The organism is Bradyrhizobium sp. 132 (assembly GCF_023074185.1).
Classification (GTDB): domain Bacteria; phylum Pseudomonadota; class Alphaproteobacteria; order Rhizobiales; family Xanthobacteraceae; genus Bradyrhizobium.
In genome coordinates, this window is the sequence record NZ_JADPKY010000094.1 from 362,155 (window position 1) to 380,128 (window position 17,974).

A 17,974-nucleotide genomic window follows, 5' to 3' on the forward strand; every position below is an offset into this window, starting at 1 on the left:
CGAAGCAATTCACGCTGACTCAACAATGAATTGGGAGGAGATCCGATGACGCCGCTCGAGAAACTTAAAGCAATGAAGATGCCGTTCGCCGAGCTTAAGGGCGTCGAGTTCGTCGAGGCCGGGAAAGATCGCGTGGTGGCGCGGATGATGGTCAGGCCCGATCTCTGCACGCTTCATCACACCATCCACGGCGGCGCGGTGATGGCGCTCGCCGATTCCGTTGGCGCTGCGGCGACCGTGATCAACCTGCCGGAGGACGCCAAGGGCACGACCACACTCGAGAGCAAGACCAATTTCATCGGCGGAGCCAAGGAGGGAACCACGGTCGTTGCAACCGCTACCCCGATCCATCGGGGCCGGCGGACCCAGGTCTGGACCACCCGGCTGGAGACCGAGGACGGCAAGCTGGTCGCGGTGGTGACCCAGACCCAGCTGGTCCTCGTATGAATACAGCGGTTGATTTTGTTAACGAATTGGTCGTCTGCGATGCCCGAAACTTGGGCAGGTTCCCATCTTGAAAGGCTTGTTGCGATGCACAATATTGGAGGTCTAGGGATTCGAACGCCTCCTCGAGGGACACCAAGAGGAGTTTAGACTTGTCACTCGAAGCAGATTTCGCACTTGAAGAAACCAACCGCACGAAGTCCGTTCAGGGCTATGTGCGGACCTTGAGCCAACAGGAAGAATTGCCGCTTTTGCGCGATCACCTGCTGAGGCTCGATGCCGGAAGCCGGCACGACCGTTTCAACGGTTTTCTCGACGACAGTTTTATCGAGCGTTACGCCGGCCGCTGTGCCGAGGACGGCACTGTGATCGTCGCCTACATCGTCGACGGCGTGGTCCGCGGTGCAGCCGAGCTGCATCCGCCTGAGGACGATTCACTGCCCGAGGTCGCCTTCAGCGTGGAGGCCTCAGCGCGGCGCCAGAACGTCGGCACCGTGCTGTTCAGCCGCCTGATCGCGGAAGCGCGCTGGAAAGGCTACAAGCGCCTGCGCATCACCACGGGCGCCGAGAATCACGCGATGCGGGCGCTCGCCAGGAAGTTCGGGGCGGATCTGCAATTCCGTCATGGCGAATCGACCGGGACGATCGATCTCGCCAGGGCACCTGAGGACGAGTTCGCCGATCTCGCGGCCTCGCCATTCACGGCCGGCCGCGCTCTGCTCAGCTTCAACTCGACCTGCTGGAAGATCATCTCCAGCATCTATGGCAATCGCGCCGCCTGACCTGAAACAGCCGACTGGAATCAAAAAAGCGGACCGGCAAAACTGGTCCGCTTTCGTATTGGAAACAGAGAACTGAGCGCTCAGGTGCCGGTGCGCTTGTCGTTGCCGAAGCGGCGCACGACGCGGCGTTCGACCACCACCGAGCGCTGCGCGCCCTGTTCGCCGGCGATCACGCGGGTCGAGGTGATGCGGCTGTTGGTGCGAACCTGCTTCTTGACCTCGGCCTGGACGACATCGAGCGGCATGCCCATCAGGGCTGCGGCGATCTCGGCCTGCTGCTCCTGATCGTCAGTGATGCCGACGGCGGCGAAGATCGCCTCGTCCAGGGTCGGCGGATCGTGGCGCACGCGCCGCGTGCCATATTTGGTATTCCAGTCTGTGTTCATAACGGCCTCGTTTCGATGCCGGGATACCTAGTGCCGTCCATGTTGCATTGCAATATGAATTTCATGTGGCAGCTCAGCTATGCACCGGTTGGGTGTCAGGGCGGTGACGCGACACCCTCAACAACCTCAGCCCGCTGTTGCGGCCAGCGCTTCAGCGCCGCGCGTCCGGCCTCGGTCAGCCCGTAGATTCCCCGCTCCGTGCGTTCGAACCAGCCATACACATTGTTAAGCATGATCTTGCCGGCATCGGGACAGCGTTGGCGCAATTCGACCACGCGCCGCGGGCCGGCCGCAAGCTCCGAGGCGCAGGCGAGAGCCTGCTGCCGATAGGCCGTCATGATCGGCGCGCGGGTGCTGCCGCCCAGCACAGGATCGCCCTGGCGGCGCTGATGCTCTGCGACCAGGCGCGAACGCACCTTCGGCTCACGGCGCGGAGCTGCCGTCGGCGGCTTCACCAGCACCTCGACCTGGCCGCGGTCGGTCACTCCGAGCATACCGAAGCCGAGACGGCGGCAGAGATTGCGATAGCGCGCGTCAGTCTCGCGTCCCTTGCCGCGCGCTGACATCTTTGCGGCGATCCAGACCTCGTCGCCGGCGGGTGCGCGGTCGACCGCCTGAAGAATCAGCTCGAGATTGAAGGCGAGCTTGAGCTCGCCGATCACTACGACAGGCGGATCGCCGGCGCTGAGGCCCACGAGATCGCAGCCGACGATCTCGCCCTTGACCGTGAAGCCCAGCTCTTCGAGGAAGCGTTTGACAGGCAGATAGAGCGTGGTTTCCACGGCACGTCCGATCGGAGAATCAGTTGCGGGCAGTGTAGAGCTTTCCTGGTCCCGATTGAATCGGAGCAGGGGCAGAGACAATCAAGCCGGTATGCGACTAAACCCGCCCGCCCACCGGGATCAGCGCGCCGGTAACGCCGCTTGCGGCGTCGCTGGCGAGGAACAGGATGACCTCCGCGAGCTCCTGGGGCGTCACCCATTTGGCGAAGTCCGCTTTCGGCATGTCGGCGCGGTTGGCCTTGGTATCGATGATCGAAGGGAGCACTGCGTTCACCGTGACCTTGCCTTTCCACTCGCTCGCAAGCGCCTCGGTGAGGCGATGGACGCCGGCTTTCGACGCCGCATAGGGGCCCATGCCCGAGCCGGCCTGAAGCGCGCCCATGGCGCCGACATTGACGATGCGACCGGCATTGGAGGCTGCCAGATGCCGCAGCGCCGCGTGCGAGGCGTTGAGCGCCGTCAGCACGTTGAGCGCATGCATGTGCTGCCATGTCTTGATATCGCCGTCGCCGATGGTCTCGAAGGCGAATCCGCCGGCGATGTTGATCAACCCATCGAGCTTGCCGAAGTGCTTCGCGGCCGCATCGACCGCCGTCTTCGCCTGCGCCGCGTCGGACAGATCGACGCCGCCGATCTCGATGCGCTCAGGCGTCGCGGAGATTTGCGATGGCGCATGGTCGATGCCGGCGACGCGCGCGCCGCGCGACTGCGCGGCCTCGGCGACGACTTTTCCAAGTGCGCCGAGTGCTCCGGTCACGATCAGAACCTTGCCTTGCATCGTCGTTCTCCCGGCACGGCCAATTCAGATTTACGGCCGCTTACGATTGCAGATAACGCGCCTTCAGCGCGGTCCGCTCCGGTGTGCCGAGCTTGAGGCCGTCGCGCAAGTAGGTTTCGAGATCGCCATATTCCTTGCCGACGGCTTCGAAAGCCGCGGCAAGATACGAGGCATCGACGTTACCGATGGCATTGCGGACGTCCTCGGGCAGATCGGTGGCGGCCGTCGCATCGCGCTTGTAGTGCTGGTTGGTCAGCAGGTAGTCCTCTGCAATGACCTCGTCGGCGACGCCGAGCGCATGCAGGATGAGCGCGCTGGCAAAGCCGGTGCGATCCTTGCCGGCGGTGCAGTGAATGACGAGCGGCGCGCGGTCCTCCAGGAGATAACCGAACAGGGTGCGGAAACTGGCCGTGTTGTGGCGGACATAGTTGCGATAGGATTCGCGCATGAGTTCGAGCGCGACCGGCGCGGTCAGCGAGCCCCGGGCGAGTTCGGCGCGCAATGCGGCCACGACCGTCGGCTCGATCGGCAGTGAATGCACGGCGATCTCGTTCACCACACAGACGCCCGCCGTCCGCTCCTCGACACCGCGAAAGTCGAACGCGCTGCGCACGCCGAGCGCACGGACGATCTCGATATCCGCGACGGTGAGCTGGCCGAGATGGTTGGAACGGAAGATGTGCCGCCAGCGCGTGGTACGGCCATCTGCGGTCGGATAGCCGCCGAGGTCGCGAAAATTGCTGGCGCCTTGCAGGGCGAGGTGGCGAGCGGGGGCGACTTGCAAAGAGGAGTCTTGTAAAGAGGAGTCTTGCATGAGATCAGCTTGGGTTATGGTTCCATGGACGCGCGACGGGCGTCCTTGAGATCTATTACAGGGGGCGATCATGGGCCGGCACAAGGCCATTCTTTTGGCGGTCGCCATGCTGGCGGGCGGAATTATCGGTGCACGGCAGGCCGATGCGCAGACGTTCCGAAGCTATCGCTGCGCCGATGGTACGCAATTCATCGTTGGGTTTTATGACGAGGACAAGCGCGCCTTCCTCCAGATCGACGGCGAGCCGGTCACGCTCGCCAAGCGGCTGACGGTTTCCGGCGCGCGCTACTCGGGGGTGGGGATCACGCTTGTGATCGGCAAGACCGGGAGCACCACCGTCAGGCATCTGAAGCGGCCGGTCACGGCTTGTGCGGGGATCTGAACGGCGGCAATCCCGCAGGAATCAAAAAGGCCGAAACATCGTTGTTTCGACCCTTTTTCAAACTGCCGCCGGTTGCCCAAGAGAGCGCGGCGATATCAAACCGACCAAAGGCATCAGCGATCCCATTTCGGCTTGGCTTCGTCGATCGCGTCCTGATGATACCAGCTGCCGCTGCAGATCGTCTCGTTCACGGGGAGAGAGACGTGATCGGCAAGGCCGGTTTCACCGTAGCGGCGTCCTGCGAGCGCCGCGCGGCCCCCGACAGGGAATTGGTAGATCGTTGCAGATCCGTGACTCAGACCATTGTTCATCATTTCGATTTCTCCTCCGGCCCAGGCGATCGCCTCCATGGTGCGCCCGACTCGTTCGATTGTGGTTACTGGATTCCCCATATCGGCCGCGCATCCTGAAATGCAAAGTGCTGAAAAGGAAATCAGTTGCAGCCCATTTTGTAGGCAAGAAGCCTTCTGCATCCCCCAAGGCACCATGGCAGTGACCAACGCGTTGGCCATTCCAAAGGTTGCTAGCCGGGGGCAGCGCTTTTGCGAAAATTGCTGGACGCTGATGCGCGTTTCATCGGCAACCTCCGGCACGCGTTCGCCTGCTCCAGAATCAGGCGTTTTCAGCGGGATTTTTGCGGTGCAGCTTCACGCAAAGGTGCGCCGCTATGACGCACGCCGCGGTGGTCGATCTGCCTCGATCGAGGGCAGGCCGGTAGCGGTGGAAAACCTCCCGCACTGCGGCCTTTTGGCACGTTAAATGCTTGTGAAGGGTCGGCCGATGGTGGCCGGGTAAACAATCGTGCGGGGGCCTACGGCCCCCACCTTTCGCATCATCTACAGAGAGGCTCAATGACCAAGTACAAGCTCGAGTACATCTGGCTCGACGGATATTCGCCGACTCCGAACTTGCGCGGCAAAACTCAGATCAAGGAATTTTCGTCGTTCCCCACGCTCGAGCAGCTTCCGCTCTGGGGCTTCGATGGCTCCTCCACCCAGCAGGCCGAGGGCCACAGCTCCGATTGCGTGCTGAAGCCGGTCGCCGTGTATCCCGACGCCGCGCGTGAGAACGGCGCGCTCGTGATGTGCGAAGTCATGATGCCCGATGGCAAGACCCCGCACTCCACCAACAAGCGCGCGACCATTCTCGACGATTCCGGCGCCTGGTTTGGCTTCGAGCAGGAATACTTCTTCTACAAGGACGGCCGTCCGCTCGGCTTCCCGGCCTCGGGCTATCCCGCGCCGCAGGGTCCGTACTACACCGGCGTCGGCTACGCGAACGTCGGCGACGTCGCGCGCAAGATCGTCGAAGAGCATCTCAACCTCTGCCTTGCGGCAGGCATCAATCACGAAGGCATCAACGCGGAAGTTGCGAAGGGCCAGTGGGAATTCCAGATCTTCGGCAAGGGCTCCAAGAAGGCCGCTGACGAAATGTGGATGGCTCGCTACCTGTTGCTGCGTCTCACCGAGAGCTACGGCATCGACATCGAATTCCACTGCAAGCCGCTCGGCGACACCGACTGGAACGGCTCCGGCATGCACGCCAACTTCTCGACCGAGTATATGCGTACGGTCGGCGGCAAGGAGTACTTCGAGGCGCTGATGGCGGCCTTCGACAAGAACATCATGGACCACATCGCCGTCTACGGCCCGGACAACGACAAGCGTCTGACCGGCAAGCACGAGACCGCGCCGTGGAACAAGTTCAGCTACGGCATTGCCGATCGCGGTGCCTCGATCCGCGTTCCGCACTCCTTCGCCAACAACGGCTACAAGGGCTATCTGGAAGACCGGCGTCCGAACTCGCAAGGCGACCCATACCAGATCGCTTCGCAGATTCTGAAGACGATCGCGTCCGTGCCGGTCGACAAGAAGGCCGCGGCCTAAGATCCTCCCGGCCCGGGCTGGGGAACTGGCCCGGGTTGGACTTTGATCCGCCGGAGTCGAAAGACTCCGGCGGATTTTTGCATCCTGATGACAGTCGTTGCGGAGGCCCCTCGGACCTCGATCGCGCGAAATTTGTCCATCGCCGCCGAAAGCGGGATAGAGTGCGTCTGGATGCACGCAGGGCCGGGGACGGCTGGTGTTTGAAGGCTTCTACAAGGTGAGATTTCAACTCGGCGACGGGGTCGGCCGAAGCGTGATGCATGCCAGCAACGGCAAGATGCTGGGCGGCAATTCGGCGTTCGCCCATATCGGCACCTACGCCAAGACCGAAGGCGGCGTCGAGGTCGTGATCAGCACCGTTCGCCACAACCCCGACCCGAGCTACCGCGCCATGGCGGGGACCGACGACGCGACCTTGCTGGCCAAGGGTTGGGCCGACGGCGATCTCTATCGTTTCAAGGGCGAGCTGAAAGAGCTGCCCGGCGTGCCCTTCCAGTCGTTGATGACGCCGATCACCGAAGACGAGGTGCCGATCGCCGGCGGCGTCGGCGAAGCCGGCATCGCCGACGGGCTCTACTCCTTGCATCTGCGCCTGCTCGACGGCGTCGACGGCGGCCTCACCGGCGTGATGCTGCTCAACAAGGGCCGTATCCTCGGCGGCGATGCCTCGTTCTACTATCTCGGCAGCTACACCGCCGCCAACGGGCGCTGGAAGGGCCAGATCCTCAATCAGGAGCACACGCCGGCCAAGGACGATCCGATCTTCGGCGGCCACGAGGTCGGCATCGGCTTCTCCGGCACCTATGACGCTGAGCAGGCGGTGCTGGAGGCGACGGCGCTCGCCGGCAAGCGCAGCCTGCGCCTGACCGCCGCCCTCAAGCTGATGCACCGCGCCTGATCGCTACAGGAATCGCTTATGGAAAAAATTCGCATGCTCTCGACGCTCGGCCTGATGGGCGCGATGCGCAGCCTGTCCTCCGCCTTCGAAGACGCGACAGGCATCCATATCGATGCCGACTTCGCGCCGACCCTGGCCTTGCTGAAGCGGCTGCGCGACGGCGAGGCCGCCGACCTCGTGATCCTCACCCGTGAGGGGCTCGACGAGATGATCGGCGAGGGCCGCGTGGTCGCCGAAAGCGCGGCCGACCTGGCGCGCTCCTTCGTCGGCATCGCGGTGCGGGCAGGGCAAGTGCATCCCACCATCTCCAGCGAAGCCACATTGCGCAAGACGCTGCTCGCGGCGCGGTCCGTCGCCTATTCGCGGCTGGGTGCGAGCGGGGTTTATTTCGCGCAGTTGATCGTGCGGATGGGGATCGCGGCAGAGATCAGCGCCAAGGCTGCTATCGTCGAGCAAGGCTTTACCGCGGAGCGGCTCGTGAGCGGCGAAGCAGACCTCGCCGTGCAGCAGATCAGCGAGCTGAAGCAGGTCGAAGGCATCGAGGTGATCGGCCCGATCCCGCACGACCTGCAAACGCCGGCCGTGTTCTCCGCCGGCCGCATGGCCAGCGCGAAGCAAGCCGACGCAGCGGACCGGCTGCTGCGCTACCTGGCATCGCCCGAGGTCGTCCCCGTGCTGCGCCAATCGGGACTCGAGCCTTGAATTTGCCGGGGCGGGGACCCAGCGTAGTGTCCATGCGGACTTTCCTCGTTGCCATCCTCCTCACGCTTGCGGCGCCGTTGTCGGCGCATGCGCAATCGGCCGATCTCGTCCTGTGCGACCGGGTCGCCGCCGATCCCGGCGATCCCGACAAGCCGACCGATATGAGAGGCGTGACGGAGATTGCAGCTTCCGACGTCGCGACCGCGATCAAATTCTGCAAGCAGGCCGCGTCGTCAGCGCGGCGCGCGATGTTCGCGCTCGGCCGCGCCTATGCGGCCAACCAGCAGACGGCCGAAGCGATGGCTGCCTGGCGCAAGGCTGCCGACAAGGGATCGAGTGCGGCAATGGTCGAACTCGGTGTGGCCTACGGCACCGGCTCCGGCGTCGCCAGGGATGAAGCGCAGGCGCGCAAATTGTTCGAGAAGGCGGCGCAGGCCGGCAATCCCCGCGGCGTCAGCAATCTCGCAGCGCTCGGCGGTACCGGCGGCGCCGCCCCGGCCGATCCCGCGCAGGCGCGCGCATTGCTCGGCAAGGCGGCCGAGACCAATGCGGAGGCGCAGTACCAGCTCGGTGTGATGCTCTCCGAAGGCACAGGCGGTGCGAAGGACGACGCCGCGGCGCGCGCGCTGTTCGAGAAAGCGGCGGCGCAAAACCATCCCGGCGCGCTGGAGCGGATGGGCGCCTTCGCGCAGGAAGGCCGCGGCGGGCCAAAGGACAAGGACGCCGCGAAATCCTATTACGAGCGCGCCGCAGCGCTCGGCGACGAGGATGCCAAGCAGGCACTAGAGCGGCTGCGCTGTCCCTATGCGATCAAGGACAAGCAGGGCAAGCTCGTCACCACGCTGTGCTTCTGAGCGTCGCCGGAGGGAAGCGGTCTTTCGGCCGTTGGCAGGCAAGCGTGACGGAACCTGGCTCGTCCGTACACTGTTGATGGCGAGACAGAACGGAGTGCAACTATGATCCGCAAACTGGCATCCGGCGAATACCGCCTCTATTCACGCAAGGTGAATCCCAAGACCGGCAAGCGCCGCAACCTCGGCACATTCAGAAGCAGAGCTGCGGCCGAAAAGCACGAGCGCGATGTGCAGTATTTCAAGCGTCACTGACGCATGAGGAGGGCCGTCCAGCGCCGGCCGCAACAAAAAAGTCGAAAAACAACCCCATGCACAGTAGCCAAGTCGTTGAAATCACTTGGCTGCTGAAATCACCCTTTTGGGTGAAATCGCTCATTGCGGATTTAGCGAAAGCAACTTGCTCCGTCGGGCAAAACAGGGGCATGATGGCATCATGGCAAGCGTGGCTCCGCGAATGGCCCTGCGCGGAAAAGCCGGATGGCCTTGGTGGGGCGGCGGTGCTAGTTAGCCCGCTATTCCATTTTATTTTACAGGTCAATTGCGTTGCTGGACGGACTTTACAAGGTTGAATACGGCATCCACGATGCGTTCGGCCGCAGCATCATGTGCTTGCATGACGGCAAGATGCTGGGCGGCAATTCGGCGTTCGCGCACCTTGGAACGTATCAGGAGCGCGACAACGGCGAGATCGTAGCCGAAGTGATCACCGAACGGCATAACGACGATCCTCACCACAAGCCGCTGATGGGCGCGGACGTCGCCTCGATCGGCGCACGCGGGCGATTAATCGGCGACCAGATTCGTCTAGCGGGCAGCGCGGACACCATGCCGGGGGGGCATTTCTGGGCCAATCTGACGCGGCTCGACGATGGAGCGCTGCCGCCACGCGGCACGATCGGAGTGGGTGGCATCGCCAACGGGCTCTACGGCATCGGCCTGCGCGCGCTCGACGGTGTCGATGCCGGACTCTCCGGTGTCATGCTGCTGATCGACGGCCGCATCCTGGGCGGAGATGCGTTCTTCTACTATCTCGGCTCCTATTCCTCGGCGGACGGCCGCTGGAAGGGCGAGATGCTCAACCAGGAGCATACGCCGGCGAAAGGCGAAAACCCCGTGTTCGGCGGCTACGAGGTCGGGATCGGCTTCTCCGGGACCTGCACGGCGGACAGCGGCGAGCTCGAAGGCATCGCGCTCGCCGGCAAGCGCAGCCTGCGCCTCGCGGCCTCGCTCAAGCTGATGAGAAGGGCCTAGGACGGTACTCAAAGATCCGGGATGTCCGCTTGCGAGGATAAAGCGGCGGCCTGACGTGCCACTCACGGCGAGCTCGGCAAGTGGGCCCGTTCGAGACGTGCCGGTCCGATCTGACCCTGTCCGCTTGCCCAGTCAGACCGGAAGTCATCGCCCCAGGGGCGAACCGACGCGATTGACTCAAAGCGGCCTTTTCAGAACGGATTTGCGGGGCAGTATTGGGAAAGTGCTTTTCAGTTCACGTATAATCCAGCAACCACAATGCCTTGCGGCAAGTTGCCGTTTTCGCATAGACCGCCAAAGCTATTCCGAGAATAATCATCGCTGCACTATTTTTGCGTGCGTGTCGGTATGGGAGATTCACATGACTATTCGAGCGAGAGCGCTGGCCGCTGCTTTATTGGGATCGATATGTGCATTGTCGCCCAAAGTTGCACAGGCGCAATGGCCGGATATCCGTGAGACAAAGGCCATCGCCGAGGAAGGTTTCATCTACGGGCTGCCCATCGTCATGAACTACGCGGTGATGGACGAGTATGCGGTGGACAGGAATTCGGGACAATTCAAGGCGCCGTTCAATCAGATCAATAACGAGGCGAGGGTCTTCACCTACAAAGACACGGCCGTCATAACCCCCAATAGCGACACGCCATATTCGATCTTGTGGACCGATCTGCGTGCCGAACCGATCGTTCTCTCAGTGCCGGCTGTCGAGAAGAGCCGCTATTATTCGGTGATGCTGTGCGACGGCAATACGTTCAATTACGGATATGTCGGTAGCCGCGCAACCGGCAGCGAGGCCGGTGACTATATGGTTGTCGGTCCCGATTGGCAGGGCGCCACGCCGCCCGGCATCAAAAAGGTCTTCCAGTCCTCAACGCAGTTTTCGGCCGTTGCCTACCGCACGCAACTTTTCAATGCTGCAGACATGCCGAACGTTGAGAAGGTCCAGGCCGGCTACAAGGCGCAACCCTTGTCGGCCTATCTCAACCAGCCGGCACCGCCCGCTGCGCCCGCGATCGACTTTCCCAAGGCCAATGCGGAGTTAGTGAAGAAGAACTTCTTCGAGTATCTCGACTTCGCCTTGCAGTTCGCGCCAGCCGGACCAGAGGAAAAGGAAATTCGGGCCAAGCTTGCGCGCATTGGCGTCGGTGCAGGCAAGACCTTCGAATTCAAGAATCTTCCGATCACGCACAAGCTTGAAATCGGGCTGGGGATGAAAGACGGCGAAGAGAAGGTTGAAAAGTATCTGGCCAGCGGACAGAAAGACGTCAATGGATGGAAAATCGGATCATTATTCGGGGACCGGCAGTTCTACAATGGCGATTGGCTGAAGCGTGCTGCCGCAGCCAAGGGCGGCATCTATGGCAACGACGCGGTCGAGGCCGTTTATCCAATGACGAAGACGCTTGCTGATGGCGAGGTCCTCGACGGCTCGAAGCACCAATACACCCTCACTTTTCCTGCCGGACAATTCCCGCCGGTGGACGCCTTTTGGTCTGTCACCATGTACGACGGCAAGACGCAGTTGCTGATCGAAAACCCGATCAACCGCTACCTGATCAATTCGCCGATGCTGCCGGGCATGAAGATGAACGCCGACGGCTCGTTGACGCTCTACATTCAGAACAAATCACCGGGCGCCGACAAAGAATCCAATTGGTTGCCTGCACCGAACGGGGACATCTACCTCGTCATGCGGCTCTATTGGCCGAAGACCGAAGCACCCTCGATCCTGCCGCCGGGTACAGGCGCATGGCAACCGCCCGACATCAAGAAGGTCTCATAGTTTCGTACCTGACATGGCAGTTCGACTCGAACGAAGCGGAGAGGTTTAGACATGAAGAGCATCACACGCAGAGGCTTTGTCGGCGGGATTGCTGTCCTCCCTGCACTCCATTCCTCGGCAGCCCGCGCCCAGGCCGGCATCAGTCCGGCAGAAGCCCGCGCCATTGCGAAGGAGGCTTATATCTACGGCTTCCCGATCGTGGACAATTATCGCATCCAGCATGCATATTGGATGGATAAGACGAACCCGGAATACAAGGGGCCCTTTAACCAGATATGGAACAGCGCGCGTGTCTTTACACCCGCGGACAAGGCGATTCAGACACCCAACTCGGATACGCCTTACTCATTCATCGGCGCGGACCTGCGCTCCGAACCTCTCGTGCTCACGGTGCCGGCGATCGAAAAGGAGCGCTATTTCAGCGTCCAGCTGATCGATTACTACACCTTCAACTTCGACTACATCGGCACACGCGCGACCGGCAACGGAGGCGGCAGCTTCCTGCTCGCTGGGCCCGGCTGGAAAGGCGCAACGCCGAAGGGCATCAAGAAAGTGTTTCGTTGCGAGACGGAATTGGCGATCCCCACCTATCGCACGCAGCTCTTCAACCCTGAGGACATCGACAATGTGAAGAAGGTCCAGGCCGGCTACAAGGTACAGCCGCTATCCGCGTTTCTCGGCCAGCCTGCACCCATCGCCGCCCCGGCCGTTGATTTCATCAAACCGCTGACACCTGGAGAGGAGAAGACCTCACTCCAGTTCTTCAACATCCTGAACTTCGTCCTGCAAGTCTGCCCAACGGCCCCATCCGAGAAAGCGCTGATGGCGCGCTTCGCCAGGATCGGCGTCGGCGCGGGCAAGACCTTCGACGCGAGCAAGCTCTCGCCCGAGATGAAGACGGCCATCGAGCAGGGGATGGCCGATGCCTGGATTGCCTTCGCCGGCCTGAAGAAAGATTTTGAAGAGAGAAAGCTGGCCTCCGGCGACGTCTTCGGCACGCGGCAGTATCTGAAGAACAACTACCTCTACCGGATGGGTGCCGCCGTGCTCGGTATCTACGGCAATTCGAAGCAGGAGGCGATGTATCCCGCTTATTACGTGGATGCGACGAAGCAGAAGCTGGACGGCACCAGCCGTTACACCATGCGCTTTGCGCCGGGCCAGTTGCCGCCGGTCAATGCGTTCTGGTCGCTGACCATGTATGATGAGCCGCAGAGTCTGCTGGTGGCCAACCCAATCGACCGCTATCTGATCAATTCACCGATGCTGCCGCAGCTCAAGCGCGATGCCGACGGCGGGCTGACGCTGATCATCCAGAACGAAACCCCGGGTAAGGAAAAGGAAGCCAACTGGCTGCCTGCCCCCAGGGGGCCGTTCTCCATGATCATGCGCCTCTATTGGCCGAAAGAAGCAGCGGTGGAAGACAAGTGGGAGCGACCGCCGCTGCAGCGAGCAGGATAAGATTCAATGGAATCATCCCGGTGACCACTTCTGCTATTGGCCCATCGCGTCGGTTGGCGCAGTGCAGCGGCAGGTCTGGAGTGGGGAGTCGGGCGAAGTCGCGCCGCGTGGAGCCCAGAGGCGCTTGTGATCCGCAACGGACATCGCGCGCCCTTGCGGCTTCACTAGGTCATGTCGATAATGAGCGACCGAAATATTATCCGGCAATGAGGCAGGACTACCATCTGCAAATTGAATGCCTGAACCTCTGATCGAACGTACGGTAATTGTTGGAAACAGCGGCTCAGGCAAAAGCACGTTGGCCGAAGCCGTTGCGATTCTCGCCGACATCCCCGCGATTGATCTTGATCTGTTGCACCGGCAAGACGGTGGCTTTGGCTCAAAGCGAAATGAAGCCGTCGCGCGAAAGATGGTTCTCGATATTTCAGGTCAGCCGCGCTGGATCATCGAAGGTGCATTCGGATGGCTTGCGGAAGTCGCCCTTCCCAAAGCAACCGCTCTCATTTGGCTAGGTTTTCCCTGGAGCCTTTGCCGCGCCGGTCTGCTGGCTCGCGGTCTGCGGCGAGGAGCAACAAATCATGACGCCGCCGAACTGATGAAGTGGGCGGAGGCCTACTGGACTCGGCAGACACCTTCGTCGTTTGCTGGTCACTCTAAGCTGTTCAACGATTTCCCAGGTACGAAGTTGCGGCTGGAGAGCCGAGAACAAGTTGCCCAATTGATCGATAAGTCGCGAGACGGGACGACCAATATTGATCCAAGTTTTAGGCCTTAGGCTGCGAAGTAGGCCGCTTTACCCTCGGGAACCGACATTTAGTTGATGAGTGCTCGTCTTCGCGTCACGGCGCGGGACACGCCGCTCCGGTCTTCACCCAGGCCTCCACCAGCGCGCCGGCCTGCTCCTGCGTGCCCGGCGCGGGCGAGCGGCCGAAGCCGGGCTTCCAGGCCCAGCCGACGAGGGTGTCCTTGCCGATATGGTCGATCAGGTCTTCCACCTTGCGCCCGCCATTGCGCGCGGGATCGCTGATCTGCTCGCAGATCTCGCCGATGGTCTTGCCCTCCCACGCCATCTCGCGCGGTGCCAGATGCCATTCGGGATGGCCGGGCATGCGGCCGGGCTCGAAATTGGCCTTCTGATGGCAGGTGTTGCAGCGCATCGCGTCGAGCCCATGGCCGTCGGCGCCGCGTGTGACCGGCGGCTGATGCAGGCGGGCATTGTCGCCCTGGTGCGGCCTGTCACCGGCCGGATGGCAATTGGTGCAGCGCGGATGCGTCAGCACCTTGCCGAGCTCGGTGAAGATCGCAGCCGATCGCTTCTCGGTCTCAGTGATGCCGGCGAAGCTTTCCGGCGCGGCCAGCGCATGGCCCGCGCTTTCCGAGGCGGCGTAGCCCGCACTGAGACTGCCGGCGAGTGCCGCGACCATGGCAATCAGCTTGAACCGCACGTCGGAGATCATGGCGCGTGTCACTTGGTGGCCATGAGGTAGCGGCTCGAATCGGCCAGGATCACGTCGCGCACCGCCGCGTGATATTTGATGTAGCCGGTGCAGCGGCAGAGATGGCCGTCGAGCGCGTCTGCGATGGTCTGCTCCAGCGCCTCGCGCGCGACCGGTGTCCGCGACAGGCGCTCCAGCAAGACCTGGCCCTCATTGAGGAAGCCGGCGGTGCAATAACCGCATTGAAAAGCGAAATGATCGATGAAGGCCTGTTGCAGCACCGAGAGCTGGCCGCCTTGGGCGTGGCCCTCGACAGTGCGGATCGATTTGCCGTCAAACGACACGGCGGGCGCGACGCAGGTCGGGCTGGTGGTGCTGGTGCCGTCGGGCGCGTCGACGATGATGGCGCAGCTCAGGCACTGCGCGGCCCCGCAGCCGAACTTTGTCCCGGTCATCCCGAGCATCTCGCGCAAAAAATCGTTCATCGAGAGGTCGTCGCGGACGTCCATCGGGCCGTGCTTCTGGCCGTTGATGGTGAGGCTGAGGGTGGTCACGCGAGCACTCCCTTCAAGAGGTTTGCTGTGACCGGCAGCGCGCGGAAGCGGTGGCCGGTGGCGTCGTGGATGGCGTTGATCAGCGCCGGCACGATCGGGATCATCACGACCTCCGCCATGCCCTTCGGTGCTTCGTCTGCTGTCTGCGGCTTCAGCATCTCGATCTCGAGATCCCGGAGCGGCAGGTCGGAGCCGCGTGCGACCAGATAGCGCCCGAGATTCCATTCGCCGTTGCCGGGACCGCCCTCGAACGGGGGCAGGGTTTCGAGCAACGCGTAGCCGACACCCATGGCGAAACCGCCCTGGGCCTGGCCCATCACGACTTCCGGCACCAGCGCGGTGCCGCATTCGAACACGCTATAAGCCTTGGCGATGCGAAGCGCGCCGGTTGCGCGCTCGATCTCGACGCGAACGACCGTGCCGCACATCGAGGTGTAGGCGGTGCCGATCCGGTTGTTGTCGGTCGGCGGAAACTTGACGCTGCCGCGGTTGATCCGCTCGAACTTGCCATTGGCGCGGCGGATCGCGAGCGCGTCGATGTCGGCGCGGTATTGCTCGCCGGACAGCGGAAAGCGTGCGCGCGACCACGCCCAGCGCGAAAAACTGTGGGCGACTGCGCCGGTGACGAAGCCGCGCGCATGCGCAGTTGCGGCGAGCGCAGGGAGGGCCAGCGGTTCGAGGCCGGGCATCGTGAGCTTCCCGTTCTGCCAGCTTGCGCTGGCCCATTGGCGACCGCGCGGATCAGTCCTTGCGATGCGCCACAGCTCAAGCGCCGCTGGCCACAGGCCGAAGCGGAAGATGACGCGGGCGGCTTCCGCGGCGGAATGCGTGCCGACATGCGCGCCGATCGAGGAGCTTGTCGGCGAGCTGATCGCGGGCACCCAGCGCGGATTTTTCTCCGCGGCATCCTGGGTCTTCTGGTCGATGGTGGAGGGATCGCCTGATGTGACCAGCCCGAGCACGTCATAGCTGTCGACGCGGGCGACCGAGACCTCGTCGGCGATGGCACCGAGATGGCTGGCGACCCGGTTGGCCAGCGCCGTCCCGATGCCGTTGCCCATCTCGACATGATCGCAATAGATGACGATCCTGCCGTCGGGGGCAAGCTCCACGCGCCCGAGCGAGCCGTCCGCGCCGGAGCCATAGTCTTTCGTCACGCAGGCGACGCCGGTGCCGACCAGCCGATCCGACGATGTCTGTTTGAACTGTGCCCGCTGCTGCCAGATCGGGTGCTTCTCGAGCTTGTCGAGGATTTCGGGCGTGCGAACCGAGACGATGTAGGGATTGCCCGTCATGGTCCGGCCGTTCTGGGGCAGCGCATTGCGCCGCCGGAATTCGATCGGATCGCGCTTGAGCTCGGACGCCGCCTCGTCGATCAGGACCTCCAGCGCCGTCATGGCTTGCAGTATGCCGTAGCCGCGCATCGAGCCCGCGCTCACGCCGCGCGAGTGCACGGCGACGGTCCTGACGTCGACCTTCGGAATGTCGTAGATGCCGATTGCGCCAGTGGCCGCGACGACGGCGACGCTGGCCGAGAAATGGGCGAGGCCGCCGCCGTCGAGCACGTGGTCGGCGGCAAAAGCCTTGATCTTGCCGGTCGCGCGATCAATGCCGATGCGCGAGCGCATCTTGATCGCGTGGCGCTTGATGCCGGCCTGAAACTGCTGGTAGCGGTCATGCGCCAGCCGCACCGGCTTGCCGGGAAAGCAGACCGCCGCGAGCGCAACATAGAGAATGAAAGGTGTGTGATCGCGGCCACCAAAACCGCCGCCGACATGGGCGAACTGCGCGTTGATGTGCGCCGGCTTGTAGGGCGCGTGGGCCTTGCCCAACAGATGCGCGATCGACTCCGCCGCCTCGTAGGGCGACTGGACGCCAAGCAGCAGTTCGAGGTTGCCGCCCTTGCCGTTGTACCAGGCGAGCCCGCATTCGGGCTCGAGGAACATCGGGTCGACCGATTGCGTCTCGAACTCGCGGTCGAGCACCAGCATGGAGGCGTCATCCGCTGCAAGCTCGGCACGGATCTGCTCGCCATATTTCGCCGCCTTGGCGTAATCCGCCGGCATTTCATTGGCGAGCGGTGACCACACCGGCAGCGCCGCGCTCTGCACTTTCTTCGGCGAGACCCAGCCGGCCTGGAGCGGCGAATAGACATCCGGTTTGTCAGGCGAGGGACCTGCCACGCGGGTGAAGCGGAAGGCCCGTAATCCGGGACGACGACAGGCCCGGTCTCCTCGCCGAATTGGACGAAAGTGCCGTCGCGCAGCGCGAGACGCGCCTGGTCGAAGGCGTCGAACTTTTCGAAGATCAAAAGCGCGACCGGCTGGCCGAGATAGAGCGGCGTCTTGCCGATCGGACAGAACAGGTCGCCCGCATAGAATTCCGGCACCTGCGTCCCGATCCGGTCGAGATCGGCGGCCGTCACGACCACCGACGGCTTGAGCGCGCCGCCGAGGCGGCCGAGGTCCATGCCGGTATAGACATGCGTGGCGTCATTGGCGCGGACCAGGATCGCGTGCGAGGTGGCCTGCGGCCAGCCCGGCAGATCATTGGCGCGGAAGTCGGAGGCGTAAAGCTTTGCGCCGGTGACCTTGGCGACCCCGTCGACACGGCCGGCGCCCGTTGTCGCGGGATTGAACTTGCCGCGTCCAGGCAGCGTCTCCTGGGCTGCGAAGGGAGCTCCTGCCGCCGAGGCAAGATGCGACAGGCTGACCGAAATGCCTCCCGCCGATAACCACTTCACGAACTCGCGTCGCGAAGGCCCCATGATCAGATCCT

19 protein-coding genes and 1 pseudogene are annotated in these 17,974 nt (G+C 62.9%); 12 read left to right on the top strand and 8 right to left on the bottom strand.

Annotation, left to right across the window (positions count from 1 at the left end; genetic code table 11):
• Window positions 1-45 precede the first annotated feature (45 nt).
• Entirely contained in the window at window positions 46-447 is a 402-nt protein-coding gene (locus IVA74_RS17740) for a PaaI family thioesterase (RefSeq protein ID WP_247346541.1), read from the top strand.
• A 149-nt stretch (window positions 448-596) separates the two neighbouring features.
• Window positions 597-1,226, top strand: coding sequence for a GNAT family N-acetyltransferase (locus tag IVA74_RS17745; protein WP_247346543.1), 630 nt, complete (start codon window positions 597-599; stop codon window positions 1,224-1,226).
• Window positions 1,227-1,306: 80 nt separating this feature from the next.
• Here the strand turns inward: IVA74_RS17745 and IVA74_RS17750 are convergent, their stop codons facing one another.
• From IVA74_RS17750 to IVA74_RS17765, 4 genes are all read right to left on the bottom strand, one after another.
• Window positions 1,307-1,612 carry a hypothetical protein gene (locus IVA74_RS17750; RefSeq protein WP_247346545.1) on the bottom strand — a complete coding sequence of 102 codons (306 nt, stop codon included), beginning with the start codon at window positions 1,610-1,612 and terminating at the stop codon, window positions 1,307-1,309.
• A gap of 95 nt (window positions 1,613-1,707) precedes the next feature.
• Entirely contained in the window at window positions 1,708-2,394 is a 687-nt protein-coding gene (locus IVA74_RS17755) for a DUF2161 family putative PD-(D/E)XK-type phosphodiesterase (RefSeq protein WP_247346547.1), read from the bottom strand.
• A 97-nt stretch (window positions 2,395-2,491) separates the two neighbouring features.
• Entirely contained in the window at window positions 2,492-3,172 is a 681-nt protein-coding gene (locus IVA74_RS17760; protein ID WP_247346549.1) for an SDR family oxidoreductase, read from the bottom strand.
• A 40-nt stretch (window positions 3,173-3,212) separates the two neighbouring features.
• Window positions 3,213-3,956: a tyrosine-protein phosphatase gene (locus IVA74_RS17765; RefSeq protein ID WP_247346551.1), complete on the bottom strand. Its 744-nt coding sequence runs from the start codon at window positions 3,954-3,956 to the stop codon at window positions 3,213-3,215.
• A gap of 100 nt (window positions 3,957-4,056) precedes the next feature.
• Here IVA74_RS17765 and IVA74_RS17770 point away from each other — a divergent pair, with 100 nt between their 5' ends.
• On the top strand, window positions 4,057-4,368 hold the full coding sequence (locus tag IVA74_RS17770; RefSeq protein ID WP_247346553.1) for an MliC family protein: 312 nt from the start codon (window positions 4,057-4,059) through the stop codon (window positions 4,366-4,368).
• Between the two features lie 113 nt (window positions 4,369-4,481).
• On the opposite strand, the gene IVA74_RS17775 is transcribed toward IVA74_RS17770, so the two are convergent.
• Window positions 4,482-4,682 carry a DUF2735 domain-containing protein gene (locus IVA74_RS17775; protein WP_247346789.1) on the bottom strand — a complete coding sequence of 67 codons (201 nt, stop codon included), beginning with the start codon at window positions 4,680-4,682 and terminating at the stop codon, window positions 4,482-4,484.
• A gap of 537 nt (window positions 4,683-5,219) precedes the next feature.
• Between IVA74_RS17775 and IVA74_RS17780 the strand changes: the two genes are divergently transcribed.
• The 9 genes from IVA74_RS17780 to IVA74_RS17820 all read left to right on the top strand — a co-directional run bounded on the left by IVA74_RS17780 (window position 5,220) and on the right by IVA74_RS17820 (window position 13,981).
• A complete protein-coding gene (locus tag IVA74_RS17780; protein ID WP_247346555.1) occupies window positions 5,220-6,254 on the top strand; it encodes a glutamine synthetase beta-grasp domain-containing protein in 1,035 nt (344 codons plus the stop codon).
• Window positions 6,255-6,450: 196 nt separating this feature from the next.
• Complete coding sequence (locus tag IVA74_RS17785; protein ID WP_247346557.1) at window positions 6,451-7,152, top strand: GrlR family regulatory protein; 702 nt, start codon at window positions 6,451-6,453, stop codon at window positions 7,150-7,152.
• 18 nt (window positions 7,153-7,170) lie between these two features.
• Window positions 7,171-7,854, top strand: coding sequence for a substrate-binding domain-containing protein (locus tag IVA74_RS17790; RefSeq protein WP_247346567.1), 684 nt, complete (start codon window positions 7,171-7,173; stop codon window positions 7,852-7,854).
• Window positions 7,855-7,886: 32 nt separating this feature from the next.
• Entirely contained in the window at window positions 7,887-8,708 is an 822-nt protein-coding gene (locus IVA74_RS17795; RefSeq protein ID WP_247346791.1) for a tetratricopeptide repeat protein, read from the top strand.
• 102 nt (window positions 8,709-8,810) lie between these two features.
• Window positions 8,811-8,960, top strand: a complete 150-nt coding sequence (locus tag IVA74_RS17800; RefSeq protein WP_212299541.1) for a hypothetical protein — start codon at window positions 8,811-8,813, stop codon at window positions 8,958-8,960.
• Window positions 8,961-9,251: 291 nt separating this feature from the next.
• On the top strand, window positions 9,252-9,959 hold the full coding sequence (locus IVA74_RS17805; RefSeq protein ID WP_247346572.1) for a hypothetical protein: 708 nt from the start codon (window positions 9,252-9,254) through the stop codon (window positions 9,957-9,959).
• A 361-nt stretch (window positions 9,960-10,320) separates the two neighbouring features.
• Complete coding sequence (locus tag IVA74_RS17810; RefSeq protein ID WP_247346596.1) at window positions 10,321-11,745, top strand: DUF1254 domain-containing protein; 1,425 nt, start codon at window positions 10,321-10,323, stop codon at window positions 11,743-11,745.
• A 51-nt stretch (window positions 11,746-11,796) separates the two neighbouring features.
• Window positions 11,797-13,206, top strand: a complete 1,410-nt coding sequence (locus IVA74_RS17815; protein ID WP_247346604.1) for a DUF1254 domain-containing protein — start codon at window positions 11,797-11,799, stop codon at window positions 13,204-13,206.
• Between the two features lie 235 nt (window positions 13,207-13,441).
• Window positions 13,442-13,981, top strand: a complete 540-nt coding sequence (locus IVA74_RS17820) for a hypothetical protein (RefSeq protein ID WP_247346606.1) — start codon at window positions 13,442-13,444, stop codon at window positions 13,979-13,981.
• Window positions 13,982-14,045: 64 nt separating this feature from the next.
• Here the strand turns inward: IVA74_RS17820 and IVA74_RS17825 are convergent, their stop codons facing one another.
• The 3 genes and pseudogenes from IVA74_RS17825 to IVA74_RS17835 all read right to left on the bottom strand — a co-directional run bounded on the left by IVA74_RS17825 (window position 14,046) and on the right by IVA74_RS17835 (window position 17,963).
• The gene (locus tag IVA74_RS17825; protein WP_247346608.1) at window positions 14,046-14,663 is read right to left on the bottom strand and encodes an Isoquinoline 1-oxidoreductase subunit; all 618 of its coding nucleotides are present in this window, start codon (window positions 14,661-14,663) and stop codon (window positions 14,046-14,048) included.
• 8 nt (window positions 14,664-14,671) lie between these two features.
• On the bottom strand, window positions 14,672-15,196 hold the full coding sequence (locus IVA74_RS17830; RefSeq protein ID WP_247346610.1) for a (2Fe-2S)-binding protein: 525 nt from the start codon (window positions 15,194-15,196) through the stop codon (window positions 14,672-14,674).
• Window positions 15,193-17,963, bottom strand: a pseudogene (locus tag IVA74_RS17835) (molybdopterin cofactor-binding domain-containing protein). Before IVA74_RS17835 ends, IVA74_RS17830 begins: the two are co-directional and overlap by 4 nt.
• Between the last annotated feature and the right edge of the window lie 11 nt (window positions 17,964-17,974).